Annotated in this window: 21 protein-coding genes; 11 read left to right on the top strand and 10 right to left on the bottom strand. The window is 37.8% G+C overall.

What is annotated here, in order from left to right; translation table 11 throughout:
• Nucleotides 1-135: 135 nt before the first annotated feature.
• Nucleotides 136-1,476: a 2TM domain-containing protein gene (locus tag KIM67_RS17450; protein ID WP_298869638.1), complete on the bottom strand. Its 1,341-nt coding sequence runs from the start codon at nucleotides 1,474-1,476 to the stop codon at nucleotides 136-138.
• A gap of 34 nt (nucleotides 1,477-1,510) precedes the next feature.
• Nucleotides 1,511-2,134, bottom strand: a complete 624-nt coding sequence (locus KIM67_RS17445) for a M48 family metallopeptidase (RefSeq protein WP_213832840.1) — start codon at nucleotides 2,132-2,134, stop codon at nucleotides 1,511-1,513.
• Nucleotides 2,135-2,431: 297 nt separating this feature from the next.
• On the opposite strand from KIM67_RS17445, the gene KIM67_RS17440 reads away from it, so the two are divergent.
• The 4 genes from KIM67_RS17440 to KIM67_RS17425 all read left to right on the top strand — a co-directional run bounded on the left by KIM67_RS17440 (nucleotide 2,432) and on the right by KIM67_RS17425 (nucleotide 8,884).
• On the top strand, nucleotides 2,432-4,831 hold the full coding sequence (locus KIM67_RS17440; protein ID WP_213832839.1) for a TonB-dependent receptor: 2,400 nt from the start codon (nucleotides 2,432-2,434) through the stop codon (nucleotides 4,829-4,831).
• 4 nt (nucleotides 4,832-4,835) lie between these two features.
• Nucleotides 4,836-5,681 carry a DUF4249 domain-containing protein gene (locus KIM67_RS17435; protein WP_213832838.1) on the top strand — a complete coding sequence of 282 codons (846 nt, stop codon included), beginning with the start codon at nucleotides 4,836-4,838 and terminating at the stop codon, nucleotides 5,679-5,681.
• A 327-nt stretch (nucleotides 5,682-6,008) separates the two neighbouring features.
• Nucleotides 6,009-8,033 carry a S9 family peptidase gene (locus KIM67_RS17430; RefSeq protein WP_250149308.1) on the top strand — a complete coding sequence of 675 codons (2,025 nt, stop codon included), beginning with the start codon at nucleotides 6,009-6,011 and terminating at the stop codon, nucleotides 8,031-8,033.
• Nucleotides 8,034-8,272: 239 nt separating this feature from the next.
• A complete protein-coding gene (locus KIM67_RS17425; protein WP_213832837.1) occupies nucleotides 8,273-8,884 on the top strand; it encodes an FMN-binding negative transcriptional regulator in 612 nt (203 codons plus the stop codon).
• A gap of 7 nt (nucleotides 8,885-8,891) precedes the next feature.
• Here the strand turns inward: KIM67_RS17425 and KIM67_RS17420 are convergent, their stop codons facing one another.
• Nucleotides 8,892-10,655, bottom strand: coding sequence for a PorP/SprF family type IX secretion system membrane protein (locus KIM67_RS17420; RefSeq protein ID WP_213832836.1), 1,764 nt, complete (start codon nucleotides 10,653-10,655; stop codon nucleotides 8,892-8,894).
• Nucleotides 10,656-10,969: 314 nt separating this feature from the next.
• On the opposite strand from KIM67_RS17420, the gene KIM67_RS17415 reads away from it, so the two are divergent.
• Complete coding sequence (locus tag KIM67_RS17415; protein WP_213832835.1) at nucleotides 10,970-11,440, top strand: GNAT family N-acetyltransferase; 471 nt, start codon at nucleotides 10,970-10,972, stop codon at nucleotides 11,438-11,440.
• 5 nt (nucleotides 11,441-11,445) lie between these two features.
• Here the strand turns inward: KIM67_RS17415 and KIM67_RS17410 are convergent, their stop codons facing one another.
• Nucleotides 11,446-13,608: a carboxypeptidase-like regulatory domain-containing protein gene (locus KIM67_RS17410; protein WP_213832834.1), complete on the bottom strand. Its 2,163-nt coding sequence runs from the start codon at nucleotides 13,606-13,608 to the stop codon at nucleotides 11,446-11,448.
• 210 nt (nucleotides 13,609-13,818) lie between these two features.
• Here KIM67_RS17410 and KIM67_RS17405 point away from each other — a divergent pair, with 210 nt between their 5' ends.
• Nucleotides 13,819-14,238, top strand: coding sequence for a DUF2141 domain-containing protein (locus tag KIM67_RS17405; RefSeq protein WP_213832833.1), 420 nt, complete (start codon nucleotides 13,819-13,821; stop codon nucleotides 14,236-14,238).
• A 68-nt stretch (nucleotides 14,239-14,306) separates the two neighbouring features.
• Here the strand turns inward: KIM67_RS17405 and KIM67_RS17400 are convergent, their stop codons facing one another.
• Nucleotides 14,307-14,786, bottom strand: a complete 480-nt coding sequence (locus KIM67_RS17400; protein ID WP_213832832.1) for a Dps family protein — start codon at nucleotides 14,784-14,786, stop codon at nucleotides 14,307-14,309.
• Nucleotides 14,787-14,895: 109 nt separating this feature from the next.
• On the opposite strand from KIM67_RS17400, the gene KIM67_RS17395 reads away from it, so the two are divergent.
• Nucleotides 14,896-15,843, top strand: coding sequence for a LysR substrate-binding domain-containing protein (locus tag KIM67_RS17395; protein ID WP_213832831.1), 948 nt, complete (start codon nucleotides 14,896-14,898; stop codon nucleotides 15,841-15,843).
• A 53-nt stretch (nucleotides 15,844-15,896) separates the two neighbouring features.
• Here KIM67_RS17395 and KIM67_RS17390 read toward each other — a convergent pair whose 3' ends face one another.
• Nucleotides 15,897-16,094 carry a hypothetical protein gene (locus KIM67_RS17390; RefSeq protein WP_163418469.1) on the bottom strand — a complete coding sequence of 66 codons (198 nt, stop codon included), beginning with the start codon at nucleotides 16,092-16,094 and terminating at the stop codon, nucleotides 15,897-15,899.
• 141 nt (nucleotides 16,095-16,235) lie between these two features.
• Between KIM67_RS17390 and KIM67_RS17385 the strand changes: the two genes are divergently transcribed.
• Nucleotides 16,236-17,504 (top strand): D-alanyl-D-alanine carboxypeptidase/D-alanyl-D-alanine-endopeptidase, encoded by a 1,269-nt coding sequence (locus tag KIM67_RS17385; RefSeq protein ID WP_213832830.1) that lies wholly within the window; start codon nucleotides 16,236-16,238, stop codon nucleotides 17,502-17,504.
• A 15-nt stretch (nucleotides 17,505-17,519) separates the two neighbouring features.
• Here KIM67_RS17385 and nudK read toward each other — a convergent pair whose 3' ends face one another.
• From nudK to KIM67_RS17365, 4 genes are all read right to left on the bottom strand, one after another.
• Nucleotides 17,520-18,107 (bottom strand): GDP-mannose pyrophosphatase NudK, encoded by a 588-nt coding sequence (nudK, locus tag KIM67_RS17380; RefSeq protein WP_213832829.1) that lies wholly within the window; start codon nucleotides 18,105-18,107, stop codon nucleotides 17,520-17,522.
• 8 nt (nucleotides 18,108-18,115) lie between these two features.
• Complete coding sequence (locus KIM67_RS17375) at nucleotides 18,116-18,769, bottom strand: DUF2461 domain-containing protein (protein ID WP_213832828.1); 654 nt, start codon at nucleotides 18,767-18,769, stop codon at nucleotides 18,116-18,118.
• A gap of 247 nt (nucleotides 18,770-19,016) precedes the next feature.
• The gene (locus KIM67_RS17370) at nucleotides 19,017-19,814 is read right to left on the bottom strand and encodes a TIGR00266 family protein (protein ID WP_213832827.1); all 798 of its coding nucleotides are present in this window, start codon (nucleotides 19,812-19,814) and stop codon (nucleotides 19,017-19,019) included.
• 83 nt (nucleotides 19,815-19,897) lie between these two features.
• Nucleotides 19,898-20,353: a DUF4442 domain-containing protein gene (locus KIM67_RS17365; protein WP_213832826.1), complete on the bottom strand. Its 456-nt coding sequence runs from the start codon at nucleotides 20,351-20,353 to the stop codon at nucleotides 19,898-19,900.
• Between the two features lie 168 nt (nucleotides 20,354-20,521).
• On the opposite strand from KIM67_RS17365, the gene KIM67_RS17360 reads away from it, so the two are divergent.
• The 3 genes from KIM67_RS17360 (at nucleotide 20,522) to KIM67_RS17350 (ending at nucleotide 22,072) form a co-directional block, all read left to right on the top strand.
• Nucleotides 20,522-21,004 (top strand): DUF4870 domain-containing protein, encoded by a 483-nt coding sequence (locus tag KIM67_RS17360; protein WP_213832825.1) that lies wholly within the window; start codon nucleotides 20,522-20,524, stop codon nucleotides 21,002-21,004.
• On the top strand, nucleotides 21,004-21,513 hold the full coding sequence (locus KIM67_RS17355; protein WP_213832824.1) for a nuclear transport factor 2 family protein: 510 nt from the start codon (nucleotides 21,004-21,006) through the stop codon (nucleotides 21,511-21,513). The genes KIM67_RS17360 and KIM67_RS17355 overlap by 1 nt, the downstream gene beginning before the upstream one ends.
• Nucleotides 21,514-21,739: 226 nt before the next feature.
• A complete protein-coding gene (locus KIM67_RS17350; protein ID WP_163418461.1) occupies nucleotides 21,740-22,072 on the top strand; it encodes a PadR family transcriptional regulator in 333 nt (110 codons plus the stop codon).
• The last annotated feature ends 8 nt before the right edge of the window (nucleotides 22,073-22,080 follow it).

The following is a 22,080-nucleotide window of genomic DNA, read 5'->3' as shown; positions in this document are numbered from 1 at the left end:
CTTGAAACTTTGAAACTTTGAAACCTTAAACCTTTTACCCTTTACCCAAAACCTTTTACCCTTCACCCAAAACCTTTTACCCTTTACCCAAAACCCGCATCCGTCAACCTTCATCCGTCATATGAAACCAAACAACTAAAAATCCTCCTTGTCCATAAGCTCTTGGATCTTACGTTCTTCCCAACGTTTGCCCCAAAGTGGATTATAGCCATAAGCTTCCATACCATGTGCCAACACCCCAAATCCCCAGCCAATTGTTGGAAACAGTGCCCAGAGAAAGCTAGTGGTTTTTAGGTTGAGCCACCATAAAAATGGAATAACGATACAGTAAGTAATCAAATTGCTATAAAAACCTTTTACCGCATCTACCTTTTCTTTTGCTTTTAGATAACGTTTCTCCGCAATATGGGATTCTTGGGTTTCAACCGTTGATCCTTTTTTAGTAAGCATTGGGATCGACACACTAAAATCTGAAGTTGTTTTTTCAATGTGGACCTGTCTATCCGTTAGAATTTCGTAGCGCTGCCGTATGTTTTGAAGTCCGACACCGCTACTTTTTTTGACCACCTGCTTTTCTTGAAGGTTATTGGTCACCATCAGCATTCCGCCCTCTTCTTTCACGGTAATATGCAATGGTTTTGATGATGTCACAACGTTATGCTTCACGGCGTTCTCCAACAACAGTTGTAATGATAAGGGTACTATTTTGGCATCAGGAACACTAGATGTATCCGGAATATTAAAAACAATACTATCCTCAAACCGCATCTTTAAAAGCCTAACATAGGTTCGGGCAAAATTCAGTTCTTCGTCCACTGTAACCAAATCCTTGTTTTTCTGTTCCAAGACATAGCGGTATACTTTTGAAAGGGACGTCGTGAATTTTTGGGCCTGATGCGGATCTTCTTCAATAAGACTGGTAAGTACATTAAGACTATTGAATAAAAAATGGGGATCCAGTTGATTTTTTAGCGCATCAAAACGGGCAGAGGCCGTGCCTGCTATAATCCGTTGCTTTTTTACCCTAGTATCCTGTAAAGCTTTGTAAAAATGAAAAGCATGTAAAATGGCGGAGATACATATTGCGATAATCAAAGTGGAAACGTAGTTCTCCAAGGTCTCATTTGCCAAAAAATCATCAAATGAGTTACTGTATATACCCACATTTACCAATACCCTGGCGAGACCAAATCCTACTAAAGTAACGACTATAGAGCCAATGGCACCATACCAAAGACGCTTTTTACCCTGCAATTCCCAACTATACTTTGTAGAGATAAAATCATTGTAATAAGCATTGAATGCGGTTATAATGAATGCATAGATGTAAGTGACCCCAAAGTTTTCAAGCTGGTTGGACCAGACAACACCATTACCCATATTGATAAATAGGTTAAGTGCGCGTATAGCCAACGTAATATAAAGGCTTACGATTAAAACACGTCTAATACTCCCTATTTTGACCTCTTTTTTCACCTTTTACAACTTAAAAGCATCATACTCATTATCATCAGCTCTTACACTGTCCCAAAACCTGTTTGGCTCTTTTCTTTCCCCAACCTGGATAAAATGGAATTTCGGATTTAAAGGTAGCAAAAAGTTCCAAGGCCTTCTCAATGTCACTACAGTAAGGTGCGGTATCTTTTCCAAAATAGCGTGCAGAACCCATATCCCATTCTGCTTTGGAAAGTACCACTCTTGGGTTTTCAGGCGCCAATTCCAAGGCTTGGTTATAGAGTCGGGTGTTCTTTCCCGAAAGTGTCATGCCATACTTGGCACCATCAAAAGAGATCCATGCAGTGTTGATCATTGCCTCCTGAACAAGGAGCTCGGGATTGTTGGAAGAAATAGCTTTTGCCAAATCCAAGAACTCTTTTGCTTTGTCCAACTGCTCGGTCAATTTTTCCTCATCCTTCTCACCGAAAGAGGAAATGGTATTGATCTGTGCTACATAGTAATAAGGAAGCCAGTTATCGGGCTCGGCCATTGCAATACGTTCAAAAAGATTGGACGCTTCAACATTTTTTTCGTTTTTCCATAAGTCAAATGCCTTTTCCATTCCCTTGGTATATTGGTCTTGTGCGCTAAGAGTCCCGATCAATAAGGAGATTAAAATTTTTACTACCGTTTGCATAACTGTTCGTTTTTTGATTATTGTTGCCACAAAAATGTGATTGAATACAGTATTAGACCAGAAAGTGTTACCGGATTGTAGAATTTTTGGGATGAATTGTAATCAAAGTATTTTTCAACCTAAGACTTATAACTTACCTAATTATCAACTACCTATAGGTTCAAAGTTTGAATACGTTTTTTTTTCGAAAATTATTTTTTTATTGAAATGCAACCCTTTCCTTTTTCAAGTGTCATTAAGAAAGGTAAATCATAGGGTGATTTAACCTTTATAACTTAATCATAAATCAAAAAACAAATGAAGAAAAAAAAGGGTAGCAATATACTACCACTACTAATGCTGACCGTAGGCTTTGTGCTGAGCTCATCTCTCATCCATTCGCAAAACAACTATACGATCAGCGGAACCGTTACCGATGAATTCAACGGAGAGACTCTTTTTGGAACCTCTATATTTCTAAAGGGCACTTCCATTGGCGCCATAACCAATGAGTATGGGTTTTACTCCATTAGCGCACCCGAGGGTTCATATACCTTGATATTCTCGCACTTGGGGTACAAAGAAATCTCAATGGACATCACTTTGAACAGTAATCAGAAAATCGATATCGAAGTCCAGGAATCATCCACACAGCTAGATGAAGTTGAAGTCATTGCCGAGGAAACGGAGCGTGCAATTTTGAAAAAACCAGAAATGAGTGTTTCTAAATTGAATATAAAGACCGTAAAACAGATGCCCGTTGTTCTAGGAGAGGTAGATGTTATCAAATCATTACAGATTTTACCCGGTGTGACCAACAATGGTGAAGGTACGAGCGGATTTCATGTGAGAGGTGGTGCTGTTGACCAAAACCTAGTATTATTGGACGAAGCCATCATCTATAATACATCGCACTTATTGGGTTTCTTTTCGGTCTTTAATGCAGATGCCGTGAAAGACTTAAAACTATACAAAGGTGGAATTCCTGCCCGTTTTGGTGGTCGGGTATCTTCAGTATTGGATGTTCGCCAGAAAGACGGAAACAGTAAAAACTTTGCGATGACAGGTGGCGTTGGTGTTATTTCCAGTAGACTTGCCCTCGAAGGCCCAATGTTCAAAGACCGAGGTTCTTTTTTGGTCGCAGGTAGAGGATCTTATGCACACCTGTTATTAAAATTGGCCGGAGAAGAAAACAGTGTAAGTTTTTACGACCTTAACTTAAAAACGAACTATAGTATCAATGATAACAACAAATTGTATCTATCCGGTTATTTTGGTCGCGATGTTTTTAATTTTGATGGTTCGTTCAGCAGCAGTTACGGCAATGCTTCGGGTAACTTAAGATGGAACCATATCTTCAATGATAGATTGTTTTCAAATTTATCCCTCATTTATAGTAATTATGACTATGAGCTGGGCATAGAGGATTTTGAGTTTGATTGGATTTCATCTATCAGAAATTACAATGCCAAATACGACTTTAAGTATTATTTAAGCGATGCTTTTAAGCTGGATTTTGGAATCAGCGCCATAAAGTATGAGTTCAATCCAGGGGAAATTAAACCTACGGGACCCAATTCGGCCATAAATGAGCTAATATTGGACCAAAAATTAGCTCTTGAAAGCGGTGTCTATATTGGAGCAGAGCATAAGCTAACAGATAATCTGACCGCACAGTACGGGTTACGTTATAGCAGGTTCAACCGGCTTGGCGGTCAACCCATATCGGAATATGCAAATGACCAACCTATCTTATACAACCCAACGTTACGGTTTTACCAGAGGACAGACCCAATTGGTGAAACATTTTTCAAAAAGAGTGAGAGTATAGAAACATTCGATAATTTTGAACCTAGGCTCGCCTTAGCCTATCAGCTAAATGATTACTCGTCAATAAAAATGGGGTATTCAAGAGCGGCACAGTATATTCATCTGTTATCCAATACTTCGGCAGTAACTCCTTTGGATGTATGGACACCCAGCGGAAAATATATAAAACCCCAACTCTCGGATCAATATGCATTGGGCTATTTTAGAAATTTCAGTGATGAAATGTACTCCTTAGAGGTAGAGACCTATTATAAAACCGTTGATAATAGAATTGACTATGTGGACGGCTCCGATTTAATAGGGAACAACACCATAGAAACCGAAATTTTAAATGGTGAGTCCAGAGCATATGGTCTTGAATTTTTGTTTCGGAAAAATGAAGGGGCATTCACAGGTTGGGTTGCCTATACCTTGTCCAAATCTGAACAAAGAACGCCAGGTGGTATCGCAGGAGGGCCAGGTATCAATAATGGGAGTTGGTACAATACTCCTTTTGACAGAACCCATGATGTTTCGATTACCGCTGCCTACAAATTGAACGATAAATGGAGTTTTGGAGCAAACGCAATTTTTCAAACCGGAAGACCCGTAACATACCCCAACGGACAATATGAGTATGAAGGTATTTCCGTTGCGAGTTACTCTGACCGAAATGCCGATAGATTACCAGCGTACCATCGTTTAGATCTTTCTGCTACGTATAGGCCCAATAGAAGACCGGATAAAAAATGGAAAGGCGAATGGGTTATCGGCATCTATAACGTATACAATAGAAAAAATGCCGCTGCCATATCATTTGGACAAAATCTGGAAACCGGTGCAAACGAGGCGACCAGAACCGCTATTTTCGGAATGGTCCCATCAGTAACGTACAACTTTAAATTCTAAGAACATGAAACAAATTTATAAGATATTATTCAGCATGCTATTGATAACGGTGACATCTTGTACCGATGTTATAGAAGTTGATGTGCCAGAAGGCCCTATAAGACTTACAATAGAAGCATCCCTTGATTGGGAAAAAGGAACTACAGGGAATGATCAGACCATTCTCCTAAGTACCTCTACACCATTTTTTGAAAGTCAGCAAAATACAGCGGTCATTGGGGCCAGTGTTAAAGTAACCAATAATGATAGCGGAACTGAATTTATTTTTGAAGATGAAAATGATGGTAGGTATACCACCACATCTTTTGAACCGATTATTGGAAATTCCTATACATTGGAAGTGGTTTACCAAGAAGAAACCTATACTGCCACAGAAACACTTCTACCGGTAACCGATATTACATCCGTAACACAATCTACCGAGGATGGAGAGGATGATGAGGTATTGGAGGTAAATGTATCGTTTGAAGATCCCGCAGATGTAGAAAACTATTATTTTTTACGTTTTCAGAGTCGCGACGATCTACTTCCTGAACTCTTCTACATAAAGGATGAATTTATCGATGGCAATGAGTTCACCATTTATTATGAAAAGTTAGAGGATGAGGATAATAATATCAGGGAGTTTTTGGTTGGAGATACCGTTGATATCGTTTTTCTTGGAATATCCGAGGATTACTATACCTATTTACAGCTTTTGGTAGACCAGTTTGAAGCCGGCGGAGATCCCTTTAGCCCTACCCCTGTAGCACTTGTTGGTAATTGTGTCAATACCAGTAATCCAGACAATATCGCCTATGGTTATTTTAGGGTCACGGAAAAAGTAGCACGTAGTTATACGTTTGAATAATTATTTGGTTTGATGAAAAGAAAGGGTATCTCATAAGCATTTAGTTCTTCCAAAATTAGGTTGAGCCTATATAAGCTCATGTTGAATTTCTGACAGGTTGAAGTATTTCAATAAGTTCAATATGATGTTTAGAGTGCTTTTTTTGATGCCCTTTTTTGATTCAAGGTCAGCAACAATTTTCACCCTCACACAATTCGGTTCCGATTTGATGCCAAAGAGCCATCAATTTTATTTTGAAACGTTAGGTTTTAGGAAGTACTGTTCGATACAGCAAATTGATTAAATACGTATCTTGAGCATTATTCAAACTTCTAAAAATCTAACACCTTGAAGACTATCCTGCTGCGTATCGTTTTAGTACTGTTTTTTGCCCATACTGTATCGGCTCAAGTTAAGTCTAACTTGGAGCTTTTGGACATTTTCAATATGGAATATGTCTCTGATCCACAAATTTCACCTGATGGTACCCAAATTATCTATGTCCGCAATTTTAAGGATGTAATGACAGATAAGAACCTTTCCAATCTTTGGATCGTAAATTTCGATGGTACCAAAAGCCGCCCGTTAACGACTGGAAACCAAAACGACTTTTATCCAAGATGGTCGCATGATGGAAAAAAAATCATTTTTAAATCGAATATGTCAGATGGAAAAATGAAGTTATATCTCATGTGGATGGATACCAAGGAAACTGTTCCACTCGCCAATACGCCAAAATCTCCAGGACAAGTTTCTTGGTCTAAAGACGATAAACAACTTGCGTTCACTATGTTTGTCCCCAAAAGCGAGAAATCCATAGTAAAAATGCCTTCAAAACCTGAAGGTGCCAAATGGAACAAACCACCAACATATATTACAAAACTGAACTACCGCGGTGACGGGCAAGGATATTTTAAAGGGGGAAATACACAGATTTTCACCCTATCCATAGATGGCGGCACTCCAAGACAATGGACCTCTACTGATTTTGACCATGGAGCACCTGTGTGGTCAAAAGATAGTAGGCATCTCTATTTTTCAGCAAATTTTAATGCTGAAGAAGCATTAGAACCCTTAAACAGCGAGCTCTATAAGCTTTCTTTATCTGATGGAAAGGTAGCAACTCTTACTGACCGTTATGGGCCTGATTCCAATCCGGTCTTATCCCCAGATGGCACCAAGTTAGCCTATACTGGTTTTGACGACACCTACCAAGGTTATCAATTAACCAAAGCTTATGTACTTGATATCGCCAGTGAAACATCTAAACTGATTTCGGACGGTTTTGATCGTGATATACAAAACATTACTTGGGCCAATAGTGGAAAAGGAATCTATTTTCAGTTTGATGATAAAGGCCATACAAAAATCGCGTACATGAACCTCAACGGAAATGTTAATGAAAAAGTAAAGGGCTTAGGTGGACTTTCATTGGGAAGACCTTACAATGCGGCTGCGTATACCGTTTCAAAAAACGATAGATTCGCATATACGCTAGGAAGTACGGAGCATCCAGCTGATCTGGGAACTTATGGCAAAAATGGAACCAAACGACTTACTTCTTTAAACGATGACCTATTCGCTTTTAGAAATCTGGGCAAGGTAGAAGAGCTTTGGTGGGATTCTTCTTATGATCAACGTAAAATACAAGGTTGGGTCGTAACTCCTCCCAATTTTGACCCTTCAAAAAAGTATCCAATGATTTTGGAAATACATGGTGGGCCGTTCGCAAGCTATGGTTCGGTTTATTCCGCAGAGATACAGGCATTTGCTGCAGCTGGTTATGTAGTGCTCTATACAAACCCTAGGGGAAGTTCTGGTTATGGAGAAGAGTTTGGTAATTTAATTCACCATGATTATCCCAACCACGACTACGAAGATTTAATGTCGGGCGTAGATACGGTAATCAACAAAGGCTATGTAGACGAGAGCAATCTTTTTGTTACCGGTGGTAGTGGTGGCGGAGTACTCACAGCATGGATCGTTGGTAAAACAGACCGCTTTAAAGCGGCTGTAGTAGCCAAACCGGTAATCAACTGGCAGAGTTTTGTACTCTATGCGGATGGGGCCAGTTTCTTTTCCAAATATTGGTTTGGTAAAAAACCTTGGGAAGATCCAGAGAGTTATTTTAAACGATCTCCTCTTTCCTATGTTGCCAATGTAAAAACACCAACAATGCTATTGACCGGTGAGGAAGATTATCGCACGCCAATCGCAGAATCCGAACAGTTCTATGCTGCATTGAAACTAGAAAATGTAGAATCTGCCATGGTCCGGATTCCGGGTGCTTCACACGGGATAGCAAATAAGCCGAGTAATTTAATTGCTAAAATCGCCAGTGTTTTGGCATGGTTCGAGAAGTATAAAGAATAATTGAACAAAACAAAAGGCTTTAATACAAAACACTAGCCATTGGCGAATTTTTTGTTACGACTACGCTCGCCACACGTATTGTTCATTGTTCATTGTTCATTGTTTATTGTTCATTGTTTATTGTTTATTGTTTATTGTTCATTGTTTATTGTTTATTGTTTATTGTTTATTGTTCATTGTTTATTGTTTATTGTTCATTGTTCATTGTTTATTGTTTATTGTTAACCGTCAACAAAAAAATGTACATCCCACATTACTACAAAAACGAAAATCTTGAAGAAATAAAGGATTTTTTGACCCATAATAGTTTTGGACTTTTAATAAATCAAGTAGATGGAAAACCATGGGCGACACACATTCCATTGGAATTGGAAAAAGACGAGGAAGGCAAGGATATTCTTGTCGGCCATATTGCCAGAGGAAATCCACAGGGAAAGTCCTTTATAGACTCAGCGGAAGTGCTTTGTGTCTTTAATGGCCCTCACGCTTATGTATCTTCTTCTTGGTATAAGGATGAAGAAGTTCCTACATGGAATTACATTGCGGTTCATATATACGGTAAACTCACAATTTTAAGTGAGGAAGCTACTATGGAATCGCTTCATAAGCTGGTCGACAAATATGAAAAAGCTTCTAAAAAACCTATTTCCTTAAAGGATATGTCGCCAAAAACCTTGAGACAAGTTAAGGGTGTTATCGGTTTTAGGATTGAAATTTCAGATATTCAAGCGGCGTACAAGCTTTCTCAAACCCGTGAAGAAGATCACCCAAAAATTACTTCGGAATTGATGGAAAGAGAAGATATGGGCAGCAAGGCAATCGCTGAAAAAATAAGAGAAGTGAAACCTTAATAGTCAGCTATTCATTATCCTGAAATTTGGTATCCGCCCAATTGGAATAGCGGGGATTATCCACATGCATGATCCATATCTCATCGGTATACTCGCCCTTCATCTTTGAGCGATATGCCTGATATGCAAGTTCGTTTTCTTCATATTTTGCCAGGTAGACATAGTTTAAGCCATTATCTGGATTTTTGAAATATTTCGCGTCCAACCCTTTGGATTTAAGCTTGGCCATAAAGCTCTTTAGGTAACGTTCGTTCTTAAATACATTGGCTACAATATAATGTCCCTTCCCTACTCCGTCTAAGTTGATGAACTTCTCAATTGGTTTGAATGCTCCTCCGGTAAAGGCACCAGTATCGTCAGTGGCGCTGGTTTTTTTAGATTTTGTATTATCTGCCAAACTAGTAGTTTTTACCACTTTTTCAATAGAATCTAGGTCAGTACTCTTTGCCAAATATATGTTTTGGGCCTGTGCTTCAATATCTGGTCGTTCGTTATTGGTCTTGCGTTGTACCATACGCATAACCATCTCAAAACGTTTTTCCAAATCTCGCTGTCTGTGTCGTTCCAACGAATCCATTTTAAAAATCAACTCATTGATTACCATGTAATTATCATTTTGTTGAGCCTTTAGTTCTTTGACCTGTGCTTCCCAGAACGCTAAATCCTCCTTATTGGTAGGGCGTAAAGTGGTTTGCTCATCCAACTTGCCTTTTTTCTTTTTCTTTTCATCTTTAGCATCTGCAACAAAGGTTCCCTCGATAGGTTTTTCTGTAGAACCTTCATTAGATGCAATTGCATTTCTTGATTGTGAGGGAATAAAAGAGAAAGCAATGGAGACCTCATGCGTTACACCAAGATTACTGAGGGGGCTATTGATGTTCTTCTCAAAATTATAACCAAATGAAAGCCTGCGATTTAGATTAAAACCCGTACCTGCAGAAGCACCATAGAATTGATCGTAACCGCCTTGAATCCAACCCAATTTGGGCAAATCCAATATTAATCCCCCCCCAAAAATAGGGTCTTCGGCACCTTCTATACGAGCTCTTGCCAAAGGAAGCAATCTACCATCTTCAAAAACTCCAGCTCCATTTTTAAATTCGTGTGCAAACTGTATATGCCCTGAAAAGGTTTTCTCATCGAAACTGGTTAAAGACTGTCCGGATTGCATGTTATAATCGACCAAATTTTGGGCAAACACACCAAAATCAAACTTTCCCAAGGAAAGATTCAATCCAGGCTGAAACGATATAATGGAATTTTGTGCAGCATCGTTCAAAAGTGGATCTTCCTCTACGGTTATAGCCCTTTCCGGATCAAAACTGCTTACATAGTAAGGGATATTGACCCCAAAGCTAAGATTGCTTTTTTTCCCCAGTTGTATACCATGCGAATAATTAGCCATAACGCCCAAATTGGAAATTACCCCTTCTTGTTGGTTGTATAAACTCAACCCAAGGCCAACACGTTCGTTCAACCGTCCACTGTAACTCAAAAAATAGTTTTGATTGTTATTGTTGAAATCCGAACCTTGGTTTCTATGAAACAGATTTACGTAGGACTTGTCCTCCCGAACAGCTGAAAACGTAGGGTTTATTAAAAACCTATTAAATTTCAATAAGTTTTGAAAAGGTACATCATAACTCACATAAGGATTTCCTTCTTGTGCGTTTACTTTGCATAGAAAAAACAATGGTATTATAAAAAATAAGGCCTGTCTTAGATAAAACAAGACTGTGCCTCTGGATAAAAGGAGTAATTTTAAATCCATAGCTTAATCGTATTTGTAGGTTAAACAAACTGTGGTCAGCAGATTTGTCTTTTTTGTTTGGTCTCATTAGCAAGATTTGGGATACTTGTAAGAGCTTTACTATTAATTACAAAACAATATTACTTATTTAATCGTCAAAAAACCAATTTAATCGATGAAAAACAATGTTTTCTTGACAATGCGCCTAAATTTTAAGAAAACTCAAGCCTTTTTTCTAAAAATCTACTGTTTGGTAGTAATCCTATTAACTTGTAATTAATTTCTTCAATTATATTTTTTTGATGATTTTTGACACATACCTTATTTAGATTTAGATGATCGATACACCTAAAATAGTTCCCTACACAGAAGAATACAAAGATGCTTTTAAAGCACTCAATATAGCATGGATAGAAAAGTATTTTAAGATTGAGGAAATGGACCGTATTTCTCTTAACCATCCTAAAGAATATATTTTGGATAAGGGCGGATATATTGCTTTTGTGTTGGTCAAGGATAAACCTGTAGGCGTATGTGCCTTGATACCCTGTAATCGTGAAGGGTTTGATTTTGAATTGGCCAAAATGGGGGTTTCTCCAGAAGCACAAGGCAAAGGCATTGGAAAACTGCTTGCACAACACATCATCGAAAAAGCCAAAGCTTTGGGTGCCAAAAAGATATTTTTAGAAAGCAATCGTGTTTTACAACCTGCTATTCATTTGTACCGTAAGTTAGGATTTGTTGAAATCAAAGGTGCTGTTTCTCCATATGAGCGTAGTGATATCCAAATGGAATTAGTTTTATAAATATCTTATAGATTCTCCAGTTGGTTGCTTTTCTTGTCCGTACTGATGGTCCAGAAGAAACCTACAAAGAAGAAGCTATCCGCTGCAGGCCTTATGGCCTGTCTGTCAAAAATACCATTTGCATTTGGGGTGTTCGCATACTGATAGTTATTGATGTTATTGAACCCAAGTACGTTATTGACCGAAAAGTAGAGTATTTTTTGTTGGTCTATCAAGTATGCCCAATTAAAATTCAGACTGTTGAATGACCTTGTTTTCTCTGCTAAAAACCCATCCGTATTTGGATTGTCATAAGGTCTACCTGAACCATAGGTATAGGTGAAACCTAATTGCGAACGTAAATCGTCCACCCAATATTTGGTAACTATGGATAAGTTGTGTTCAGGTGCAAAATTAGGCGTAGCGCGCTCCCTAAAATTTCTATAATCCCTCTCAGTATTTAAATAGGAATACGAAACCCAATATTCAAGGTTTTCTATGCTCTTGTTATCGCGCCAGAAAACATCAAGCCCCGCTGCATAACCGCTACCAGAGTTATCAAAGATGGAATTAAACTGTGGTAGTTCTGTGTCATACTTCACTAAATTATTGTAATCCTTATAATAGACTTCTGCCCTAAAGGTTTTGCCCTTGCTTAAATGTTGGTAGTTTAAAAGGTAGTGCGAAGCTTTTTCAAAACCCAATGGTTGTTCAAACTTTATTACTTCTGTTAACGGGTTCTGATAAAAATCGCCGTAAGCCAGGGAAAACTGTCCTTTTTCACCCGGTTTATATGCTAGGGAAAGTCTTGGTGAAACCGTAAAATCGTCAATTAAGCTACTATGTTCTGCCCTTATTCCTAGCTTCATGGCAAATTTATTGTTTAGAAATATATCTGTCTCCATAAAACCCGACCACAATCGGTCTGTGTAGCCAATGTTAAAGTTTACTTCATTAGGTTGAGAAAAAGTTTCATTGTAATCGATTAGAAAAAGTTCGGAGCCAAAATTCAGGTTAAAGCGACTACTGAAGCCTTTTTTCACCTTGACCTTTATGTGCGAGGCAGTTTCATCGTTATCAATATTATTTTCCAGTATGCCTATAGCATTATTATCCCATGAGAAGGATACTCCTGTGGACATACTCCAATTATTCTCAAAGAAGTATTTGTACGAAGAATTAAAGTAAAGATTGTTATTCTTTAAACGAAACCTAACAAAATCATCAAAATTGATGTCTTCTTGGTCAATGTCCAGATTGGAAAAGTTGAACCCAGTATACAACTTAAGCAAGCTTTTATCGCCTTTGCTCCTAAAAACCGCTTCTCCAGAGATGGATTCAAAAGGACTGTTCCACCTAATTCCTTGGGTCGAAGGAATCAATGCTTCGTAGGGAGATAGATTGATGTAGGAAGTATTGATGCTGAGGGATTGATTGCCCCATATCTCGGTATGGCCGAGTCCACCACCAACGGACATAACGGAAATTTCAGTTTTTTCTTGATCAGGCACATCAATTGTATTCAGTAACAATACACTTGAAAGTGCTTGTCCATACTCGGCAGAATAACCCCCAGTGCTAAAGGTAGTTCCTTTAAATAAGAATGGTGAAAATCGCCCCCGGGTGGGAATGTTGTTAGCCGTAGCATTAAAAAATTGAAAAACCCGAAGACCATCAATAAAAACCTGTGTTTCGCCAGCTTCTCCTCCACGCACAAATAGTCTACCGTCTTCGTTTACGGTGGTGGTGCCTGGCAAGGTTTGCAGAGCACTGCTAATATCAGCTAAAGCTCCGGCAGTGGTAACAATATCCAATGGTTTTAAAACAGATACTTTAGAATTGTCCCCTGCTTCAAAAGTACCTGCTGTAAGGGTTACGCCCGTTAGTGCATTCACAGATTCCAATAAACTTATCTGTAAATCTTTGAAATAGGATACATCACCCATTTCATAATGCGTATCGTAGGATAGCATAGAGATTACCAAGGTCTGCGTTCCCGTTGTCGCTGTTTCAAAACTAAACTCTCCGTTTTCCGTGGTCGATGCACCATCGTACGTACCTTCTAAATACACATTGGCTCCCACAATAGGTGTCTTTTTTGCATCTGTAACAATACCAGTTACAGTAGTTTGTGAAAAAAGAAATGAGACATTAAATAATACTAGAAAAGAAAAGGTTAGTTTTTTCATGACCGTTCGTTATTTTGATGGGGCAAAAGTGCACAGGCAAGGTTTGATGCACCAATCCCATTGACCCAATTGTAAAATTTCGGGGATGAATTGCACCTCGATTTTTCAAATACAATTCAGTCTTAAAAAACAACATTTCAGTCGATTGAAATTTTAAGACCAGTGTTCCAAGAAGATATTTGTTGCATCAATAACAATAAAAAAATCATCATGAAGACTCTAACATTATCAGTAGGATTATTTTTAATCAGTTTTATCAGCTTTGCACAAGAAACTACAGGTGTCGATATTACGGTAACCATTAATAATGTAGCGAATGACCAAGGTAAGGTTATGATTGCGCTGCATACCAAAGAAACTTTTTTGAAAGGAAAAGGGATTCAAAATCAAAAAGATTCCATTAGGGATGGAAAAGTTTCATTCGTATTTGAAAATGTCCCAGAAGGCACGTATGCCATCTTAGCATTGCACGATGCCAACGAAAACAATCAAATGGATTTTGATAGTAACGGTGCACCAACAGAAAGTTATGGTATGCCCGGAAATGAAATGTTCTTTGGCTGGCCAGACTTTGAAGATGCCAAATTTGAAGTCAAAGATGAAAATCTTGAAATGGAAATACGATTCTAAAAAACAGTACAAAATAAATGCCCTGATTGTAAAAACAATCAGGGCATTTATTTTGTTAAAACTTGTAATCAGATTTCTTCGGCCAACCAAGCTTTCATCATCCATACTGTTTTTTCCTGCTCCGTAATAAAATCGCTCATCATCGAGTTGGTTCCTTCATCTTTTGCGTCGTCGGAAGCATCTAAAATTTTTCTTTCGATAATCAATAGTTCTTTTAAAGAGTCAACAATCAACCTGATTGCATCTTCATCCTTGGTTACATTCTTTCCTACCGGCACCTTGGCATTGGAAGAATAATCCTGAAATGTGTGATAAGGTACTCCTCCCAGTGTCAAAACACGTTCTGCTACTTCATCAACTTTTAAATTCGCATCAACGTAAAGTTCTTCGAATTTTTCATGGAGGTCAAAAAACCGTTTTCCGCGTATATTCCAATGAATACCTCTTAGGTTAAGATAATATTGTTGGAAATTTGCCAATAATTCGTTTAAATCCTTACTTAAGGACTTTGACGTTTCCTGATTTAATCCTATAGCGTTTAGTTTCATTTGTATGTTTTTTTGTTCAAATTCATGATAAAATTATTAAATTAAAATCTACAAGCTCCATAAGTTTTACTAATAGTTTTTATAGCTTTATAGCCTAATATTATTGTTGATGACCATTACCCAATTACAGTATGTTTTAGCGGTTGCGGAATATAAAAATTTCACACTTGCCGCAGAAAAAAGTTTTGTTACGCAACCTACCCTGAGTATGCAAATACAAAAACTTGAAGACGAATTGGACATACTCATTTTTGATCGTGGAAAAAAGCCCATTTCCATTACGGAAGTAGGTGAAAAAATAGTTGCACAGGCAAAGAATATTGTTGCAGAAGCAGAACGTATCAAAGACATCGTAGATCAAGACAAAGGATTTATTGGTGGTGATTATACTATTGGAATAATCCCAACCGTAATGCCAACACTTCTTCCCATGTTTTTGAATACATTTATAAAAAAATATCCCAAGGTAAACCTTATAATTAAAGAGCAGTCCACAGATACCTTAATACGAAATATCCTTGATGGACATTTAGATGCAGGAATAGCAGCAACTCCATTGGAAATTGAATTTATTAAAGAACGTCCCTTGTACTACGAACCTTTTGTTGGGTATGTTCCAAAGAATCATCGTCTTTCTGAGCAAGAGTCGTTGACTACCGAAAATCTGGATGTAAACGATATTTTGTTGTTACAAGACGGGCACTGCTTTAGGGATGGCGTCATCAATCTCTGTAAATCGCCAAAGAACCTACAAAAGGAACAGTTTAAAATTGAAAGTGGAAGCTTTGAAACCTTGGTAAGTCTAGCCGATGAAGGTATGGGGATGACATTGTTACCTTACTTAAACACCTTGGACTTAGATCAAAAGAAAAAACAGTATTTAAAAAAGTTTAAAAACCCATCCCCAGCCCGGGAAATAAGTCTCATCTATCATAAAAGTGAATTGAAAATACAAATTACAGAGGCTTTAAAAGAAGTGATTTCTGGAATTGTTAGGGGGGCCATTGCTTTTCAAGATGTAAAAATCATTAGTCCATTAGGAAAAAATGGTGTTTAGATAGAATCTTGGTAGATTCTCCAAAAAAAAAGAGCCGCTTTAAGCGGCTCTTTTTAAACTCTCACTAATACTAGTGTAGCTTGTAATTCTGGTTTATCTATAATAAATTGTTTCAACCAGATTTTAAGTTCTTCTATTTCATTTGGTAATAATCGTGAAATAGCTTTTTTCAATTCTTTAGTAAATAATTTAGTATCAAAACTGACTTTTTGTAAAACAGTTTTTGTGTAATCCAACATAGCTCTAGGCATAATTCTTAGGGTTATGTTTAACAAATTAGTTGATAATCATTGTTTTAACGAACATAAAATTAAACAAAAATTCATAAACATTATTGTTTTATCCTTGTTAAAAATTAGGTAATTTCATGTTAAACAAAGTGTGGTAGTGATATGAAGCATTTATTGTATCTACTTTTAGTTGTCATTTTTTTGGTTGGATGTACCAGCTCAAAGAAAATTATTCAGAAAAAAACCGAATCTGCATTATTGGAATCTTTTTTCGATAATCAATTTACAGGGTTACTTATACTGGATGCCCAGAGCAAGGATACGCTCTATCAGCAAAACCATACAAAATATTTTACTCCTGCCAGTAATACCAAAATTTTCACTTTATACACTGCGCTTAAGATGCTGCCGGACAGTATTCCTGCCTTAAAATATATTAAGTTGGGAGATTCCCTATTTATTGAGGGGACAGGCGACCCAACATTTTTACATCCTGATTTTGATAACACAACAACATTGGATTTTTTAAAGTCCCATGAAAATATAGCCTTGCATCCGAATAATTTTAAAGACGAAAAGTATGGTCCCGGTTGGTCCTGGGGAGACTATTCTTATTATTACCAACCTGAAAGAACGGCTCTTCCTATATATGGAAATGTCACGACTTTACATAAAACCGATTCCCTTATTGTTATCCCTGCCTATTTTAAGGATAAAGTGGTCGACATGGATTTTTCAAGGAATAGGAAAAAGGAGCGGAATCTTTTTTTCTTTAATCCTACCAGAAAGGATACACTGTCAATCCCATTTATCACCGATAGCACATTGACCAAGGAATTACTCATAAACGTACTAGATAAGAAAATAAACATTGTAAATAGTATACCAGAAGGGGTAAAATCGACCCTATACAGTGTGCCCAAAGATACAGTGTTGCGAAAAATGATGCTGGACAGCGATAACTTTTTAGCAGAACAATTGCTTGTGCTTGCTTCTTCCACGCTATCAGATACCTTAAATATATCCAAAGTACAAGATTATATGCTGGAAAACCATTTGTCATATCTCAAACAAGTTCCACGTTGGGTGGATGGGTCCGGGCTTTCGAGGTACAATCTATTTACACCAGAATCCATAGTGCAAGTTTTGGATAGAATGTACAGTGAGTTTCCAAGGGAGACGTTATTCAGTACTCTTGCTGTTGGTGGTGTTTCAGGCACTTTGGAAAACTGGTACGCAGGTGCCCCTGACCCTTACATTTATGCAAAGACCGGAACCTTGAGTAATAATCACTGTGTTAGTGGCTATCTACTCACTAATTCGGGCAAAACACTTATTTTCAGTTTTATGAACAACCATTACAGACAATCCACTTCTGAACTAAAACAACGCATGCAATCTATCTTTGAGTATCTGAGAGATACCTATTGATAATTTGCGCCGAATTTATTTGGAGAACAATCCGTTAATTTGAGCGTGTTGCAGCAACATAATGGTCTTGGCATCTTTTATTTCACCATTCTTGACAAGTTTCAAAGCTTCTTCAAAAGATAGTTCCAATACTTCAATATTTTCAGTTTCATCCTCGGCACCCCCGCCTTCGCTGATTTTCATACTCTCTTCATACTTTCCTATGAAAAAATAAAGGACTTCCGTAACCGAACCAGGGGACATATACGATTCGAACACCTTTTCCACTTCCGAAATTTTGTATCCCGTTTCTTCTTCCACCTCCATGATAATAGTCTGCTCCGCATTTCCTTTTTCAAGGATTCCGGCACAGGCTTCTATCATCATACCGTCTTCATTACCATTCAAATACGTGGGCATTCTAAATTGGCGCGTTAGAATTACCGTACCCTTATTTTTATTATAAAGAAGAATAACAGCACCATTTCCGCGATCATAGGCTTCTCTAACTTGAGTTTCCCATTCACCATCTTCCCGCTGATATTCAAAAGTGATTTTCCGAAGCGTATACCAATTATCGGACAATACTTCCTTTTTGATATTCTTTACATTTCCGTATTTCATAGCTTTAATTAAATCGATGTTGCTTGGTTCAGGTAACGACGAAATGGTAGCATCTCCATGTACACCATTATGATTTTTTCCTTAAAATCATTTTGAAAAACTTCAGCTCTATCAAATTGATGCGCTACAGCGAATGTCTTATTTTTTAAAAGTTCAATATGTGGGTGATCCTGAGAAAAACCCTTAGGGGCATTTGTCAATTTTTCATCTTCATAAAGTCCACCAAACATACTTTTGAAAGAGGGCTTATTTAAAATAGAAAGTAGTTCCTCACCATCATAGTCTATACCCTCTCGGATACTTTGTAGTGTTTTGGCCTTGGGCCTCCAAAACCCTCCGGCAAATAGGCATTGCTTTAACCCAATTTCGATATAAAAATCCGCCGAATTGGGTGCTTTGTCCAAACCTGCACCAAAATGGTCCTTATATACAGGTTTTTGGGGATGGAACATTAAATTATTGTTGATTCGATTGATGCCCTGTTTCCCTGGAGTGGGGTAATAATCATCATGCAATTGTGCTAGTTCTGTATCCAAGTCATCCAGCCATAGGATATAATTAGCCCGTAGGGATTTATACCATTTACGATGAGTATCCATCCATTCTTTATGATTGTTTTGCTCAAGCTGCTCCAGAAAGTCAAAAAGGTCGTGGAAATCCATGAATTGGTGTTTGGTGTTTGGTGTTTGGTGTTTGGTGTTTGGTGTTTGGTGTTTGGTGTTTGGTGTTTGGTGTTTGGTGTTTGGTAAAAATAGAAAACAATACATTCAATAGGATTCAAACGAAACAGTATTTGATTCACTTAAAATGCAACCTTCATTACCAAGAATATATTGATACACTAACCCAAATCCGACATCCGACATCCGACATCCGACATCCGACATCCGACATCTATAAATCAAAAAATCAAAACCGATTGTCGCCCATGACAATATCACCCAAACCACCTAAAATGCTACCTTCCCCCTTATCTTTTCCACCTCTGGGAATGGAAGCCAAAACTCTTCCTGCCAATCTACTAAAGGGCAATGACTGCACATAAACAGTTCCCGGCCCTTTGAGGGTTGCAAAAAATAGACCTTCGCCACCAAAAACAGTATTCTTTATTCCTCCGACAAACTCAATGTCATAATCTACGGTCTGTGAAAAACCTACAATGCAACCTGTGTCCACCTTTAATACTTCCCCTGCTGCCAATTCCTTTTTAGCCATTGTGCCACCTGCATGTACAAAGGCCATTCCATCGCCTTCTAATTTTTGCATGATAAAGCCTTCACCACCAAACAATCCGCGACCCAATCTTTTTGAGAATTCAATTCCGACGGATACGCCTTTTGCAGCACATAGAAATGCATCTTTCTGGCAAATAAACTTACCGCCTTTTTCAGATAAATCGATAGGAAGTATTTTACCCGGATAAGGCGAAGCAAAACTTACTTTCTTTTTTCCTTGCCCAATATTCAGAAAAGCGGTCATAAATAAACTTTCGCCTGTCAACAGGCGCTTACCAGCGGAGAACAGTTTGCCCAATACACCCGAATCTTGACCGGAACCATCACCAAAAATGGTATCCATTTTAATATCGGTGTCCATCATCATAAAGCTGCCGGCTTCAGCAACAACCGCTTCTTGAGGATCAAGCTCAATTTCTACATATTGCATTTCTTCCCCGTAAATGTCATAGTCTATTTCGTGTGCGTTCATAGGTTATTGTTTTTTTGTTGATGATTATTAGTTGCCTGTTTCTATATTTTGTTACTATTTTCCATCATACTTTAAAAAAAGAATCACTTTTTCAACTTAACCGTCCATTCAAAATTAAACGTAGAGACCACTACCCCATCGGTATTTACTCCTACGGACTTCATCCAGATGGTCTGCCCTTCCCCTGTTTCAATGGTTTTTTGAATAGCATCGGCAACCAAATGTCCATCTTCACAGGTAAAGGTGATTTTACCGGTAGCTTTTTTAGAGAAATTTGCATTATTGTTCAACACCAACATGGATATTTTTCTGCCGCTATCCTGTATTTGATTGATGACCATAGCACCCGTGCTCAACTCAGCAGCCATACCTTGAACGGCCCAAAACATACTTTTAAAAGGGTTTTGATTCACCCAACGATGAGTTACTGTAGTTACCGTCTTTTTACTGTCGATAGATTTCACCCGTACCCCGCACCACCATGCAGAAGGAAGTTTAAAAAAGGTGAAAGTATTGAATTTACTAGCACTTGAAGCCATATCCCAATTTTAGTTTTGATAAAAGTAACCAAAATAATTGCTATTTCATTATGTTAAATATATGTTAATTTATAGTACTTTGTTTTGCATAGTACCATCTTTTGGATATATATTTGCATGGTAAGCTAATAGGTAAACTAAATTTCTTATCAAATCATCAGTTAAAAAATGGCAACAACAATAACCAAACACGAACGAAATCTGTCAGCGATCATACATGCTTCCACGTTCTCAAAGTATTTTATTCCTTTTGGTAATTTTATACTTCCATTAATATTATGGACAGCAAACAAATCGGAACACAAGTTTGTAGACTATAATGGTAAGCAAGCGTTGAACTTTCAAATAAGTATGTTGTTATATTCCATAGTAACAGGTTTAATCAGTATTCCATTTTTTATAGGTTTTTTACCTGATTTGTTTGATTGGAACTTATTTGGATTTCACCGCTTAAGCGACCTTAATAATTTGGATATTCATATTAGCAGTGATGATTTTAGGTTAAGCCGATTTTTTTGGCCTGCAGGTATTACTGGACTTATCCAAGTAGCTTTGGTCGTAATCAATGTGGTGTATACCATTTTGGCAACGATACGCACCAATGAAGGGCAAACATTTGCTTACCCTTTCACCATAAAATTCATAAAATAATGAACCGAACCAACATAGTAATAACTGGACTTTTTTTAAGTATAACAGCGTTTACCAATGCCCAAATAGCACAAGGTTCTGAGTTGTACATGACCCTTGAGAAAAAAGACAGCACGCTGTTCGACGCTGCCTTTAATCAGTGTAATCCTGAAATTATGAAAACATTGTTTACCGAAGATTTTGAGTTCTATCACGATAAAGGAGGACTTACCGAAAGTAGAGCAGCTTTTTTAAATCCAATGCGGGAGAATTGTGCAAAATTGGACAGAAACGAACCTCAACCTGCAAAAAGAATCTTAGTGCAAGAAAGTTTAGAGGTCTATCCGCTTCATAAAAAAGGGGAACTCTATGGGGCGATTCAAACAGGAATACACAGTTTTGAATATTTGAACGAAAACAAAGAATACCAAAAAGGAGAGATTGCCAAATTCACCCATGTTTGGATATTGGAAAACGGGAATTGGAAAATAAAAAGAGAATTAAGCTATGACCATCAATCACAACAATAAATAACGTAATACAAATTAAGGAGTTTATTCATCAACCTGCGCTGAGCGCAGTCGAAGTATCAAAAAACAATCAAAAACTTGCCCTGAGCATAGTCGAAGGGTCATCAATCAATCAAAAAAAGTTCTCGCTCCCTCTTCTCATCAAAGAGGGAATGGGCGGGAGCAAGAGGCCTGATCAAATTGGGCACAAGAAAAACGAACAGTTAATTAATAGAACCATGAAGTTATGAACATAGAAAATACAAAAGCACAAATGCGAAAAGGGGTTCTAGAATACTGCATTCTTTCTATCTTAAATGATAAGGACAAGTATGCATCGGAAATTCTAGGAGCTTTAAAAGACGCAAAGATGCTTGTAGTGGAAGGCACTATTTATCCTTTATTGACAAGGTTAAAGAATGCCGGATTGCTCAACTATCGGTGGGAAGAGTCCACTTCAGGACCGCCACGTAAATACTACGCACTTACCGAAACCGGAAAGTTGTTCCTAAACGAACTCAACGGCACTTGGGATGAATTAAGAAATGCAGTAAATCTGGTTACCAACTCAAAACAATAATCAAAAAA

This window comes from Flagellimonas sp. 389, from assembly GCF_018449435.1.
GTDB lineage: Bacteria > Bacteroidota > Bacteroidia > Flavobacteriales > Flavobacteriaceae > Flagellimonas.
The sequence above is the reverse complement of the archived record's forward strand: the minus strand, read 5'-3'. Positions and strand labels throughout refer to the sequence as shown.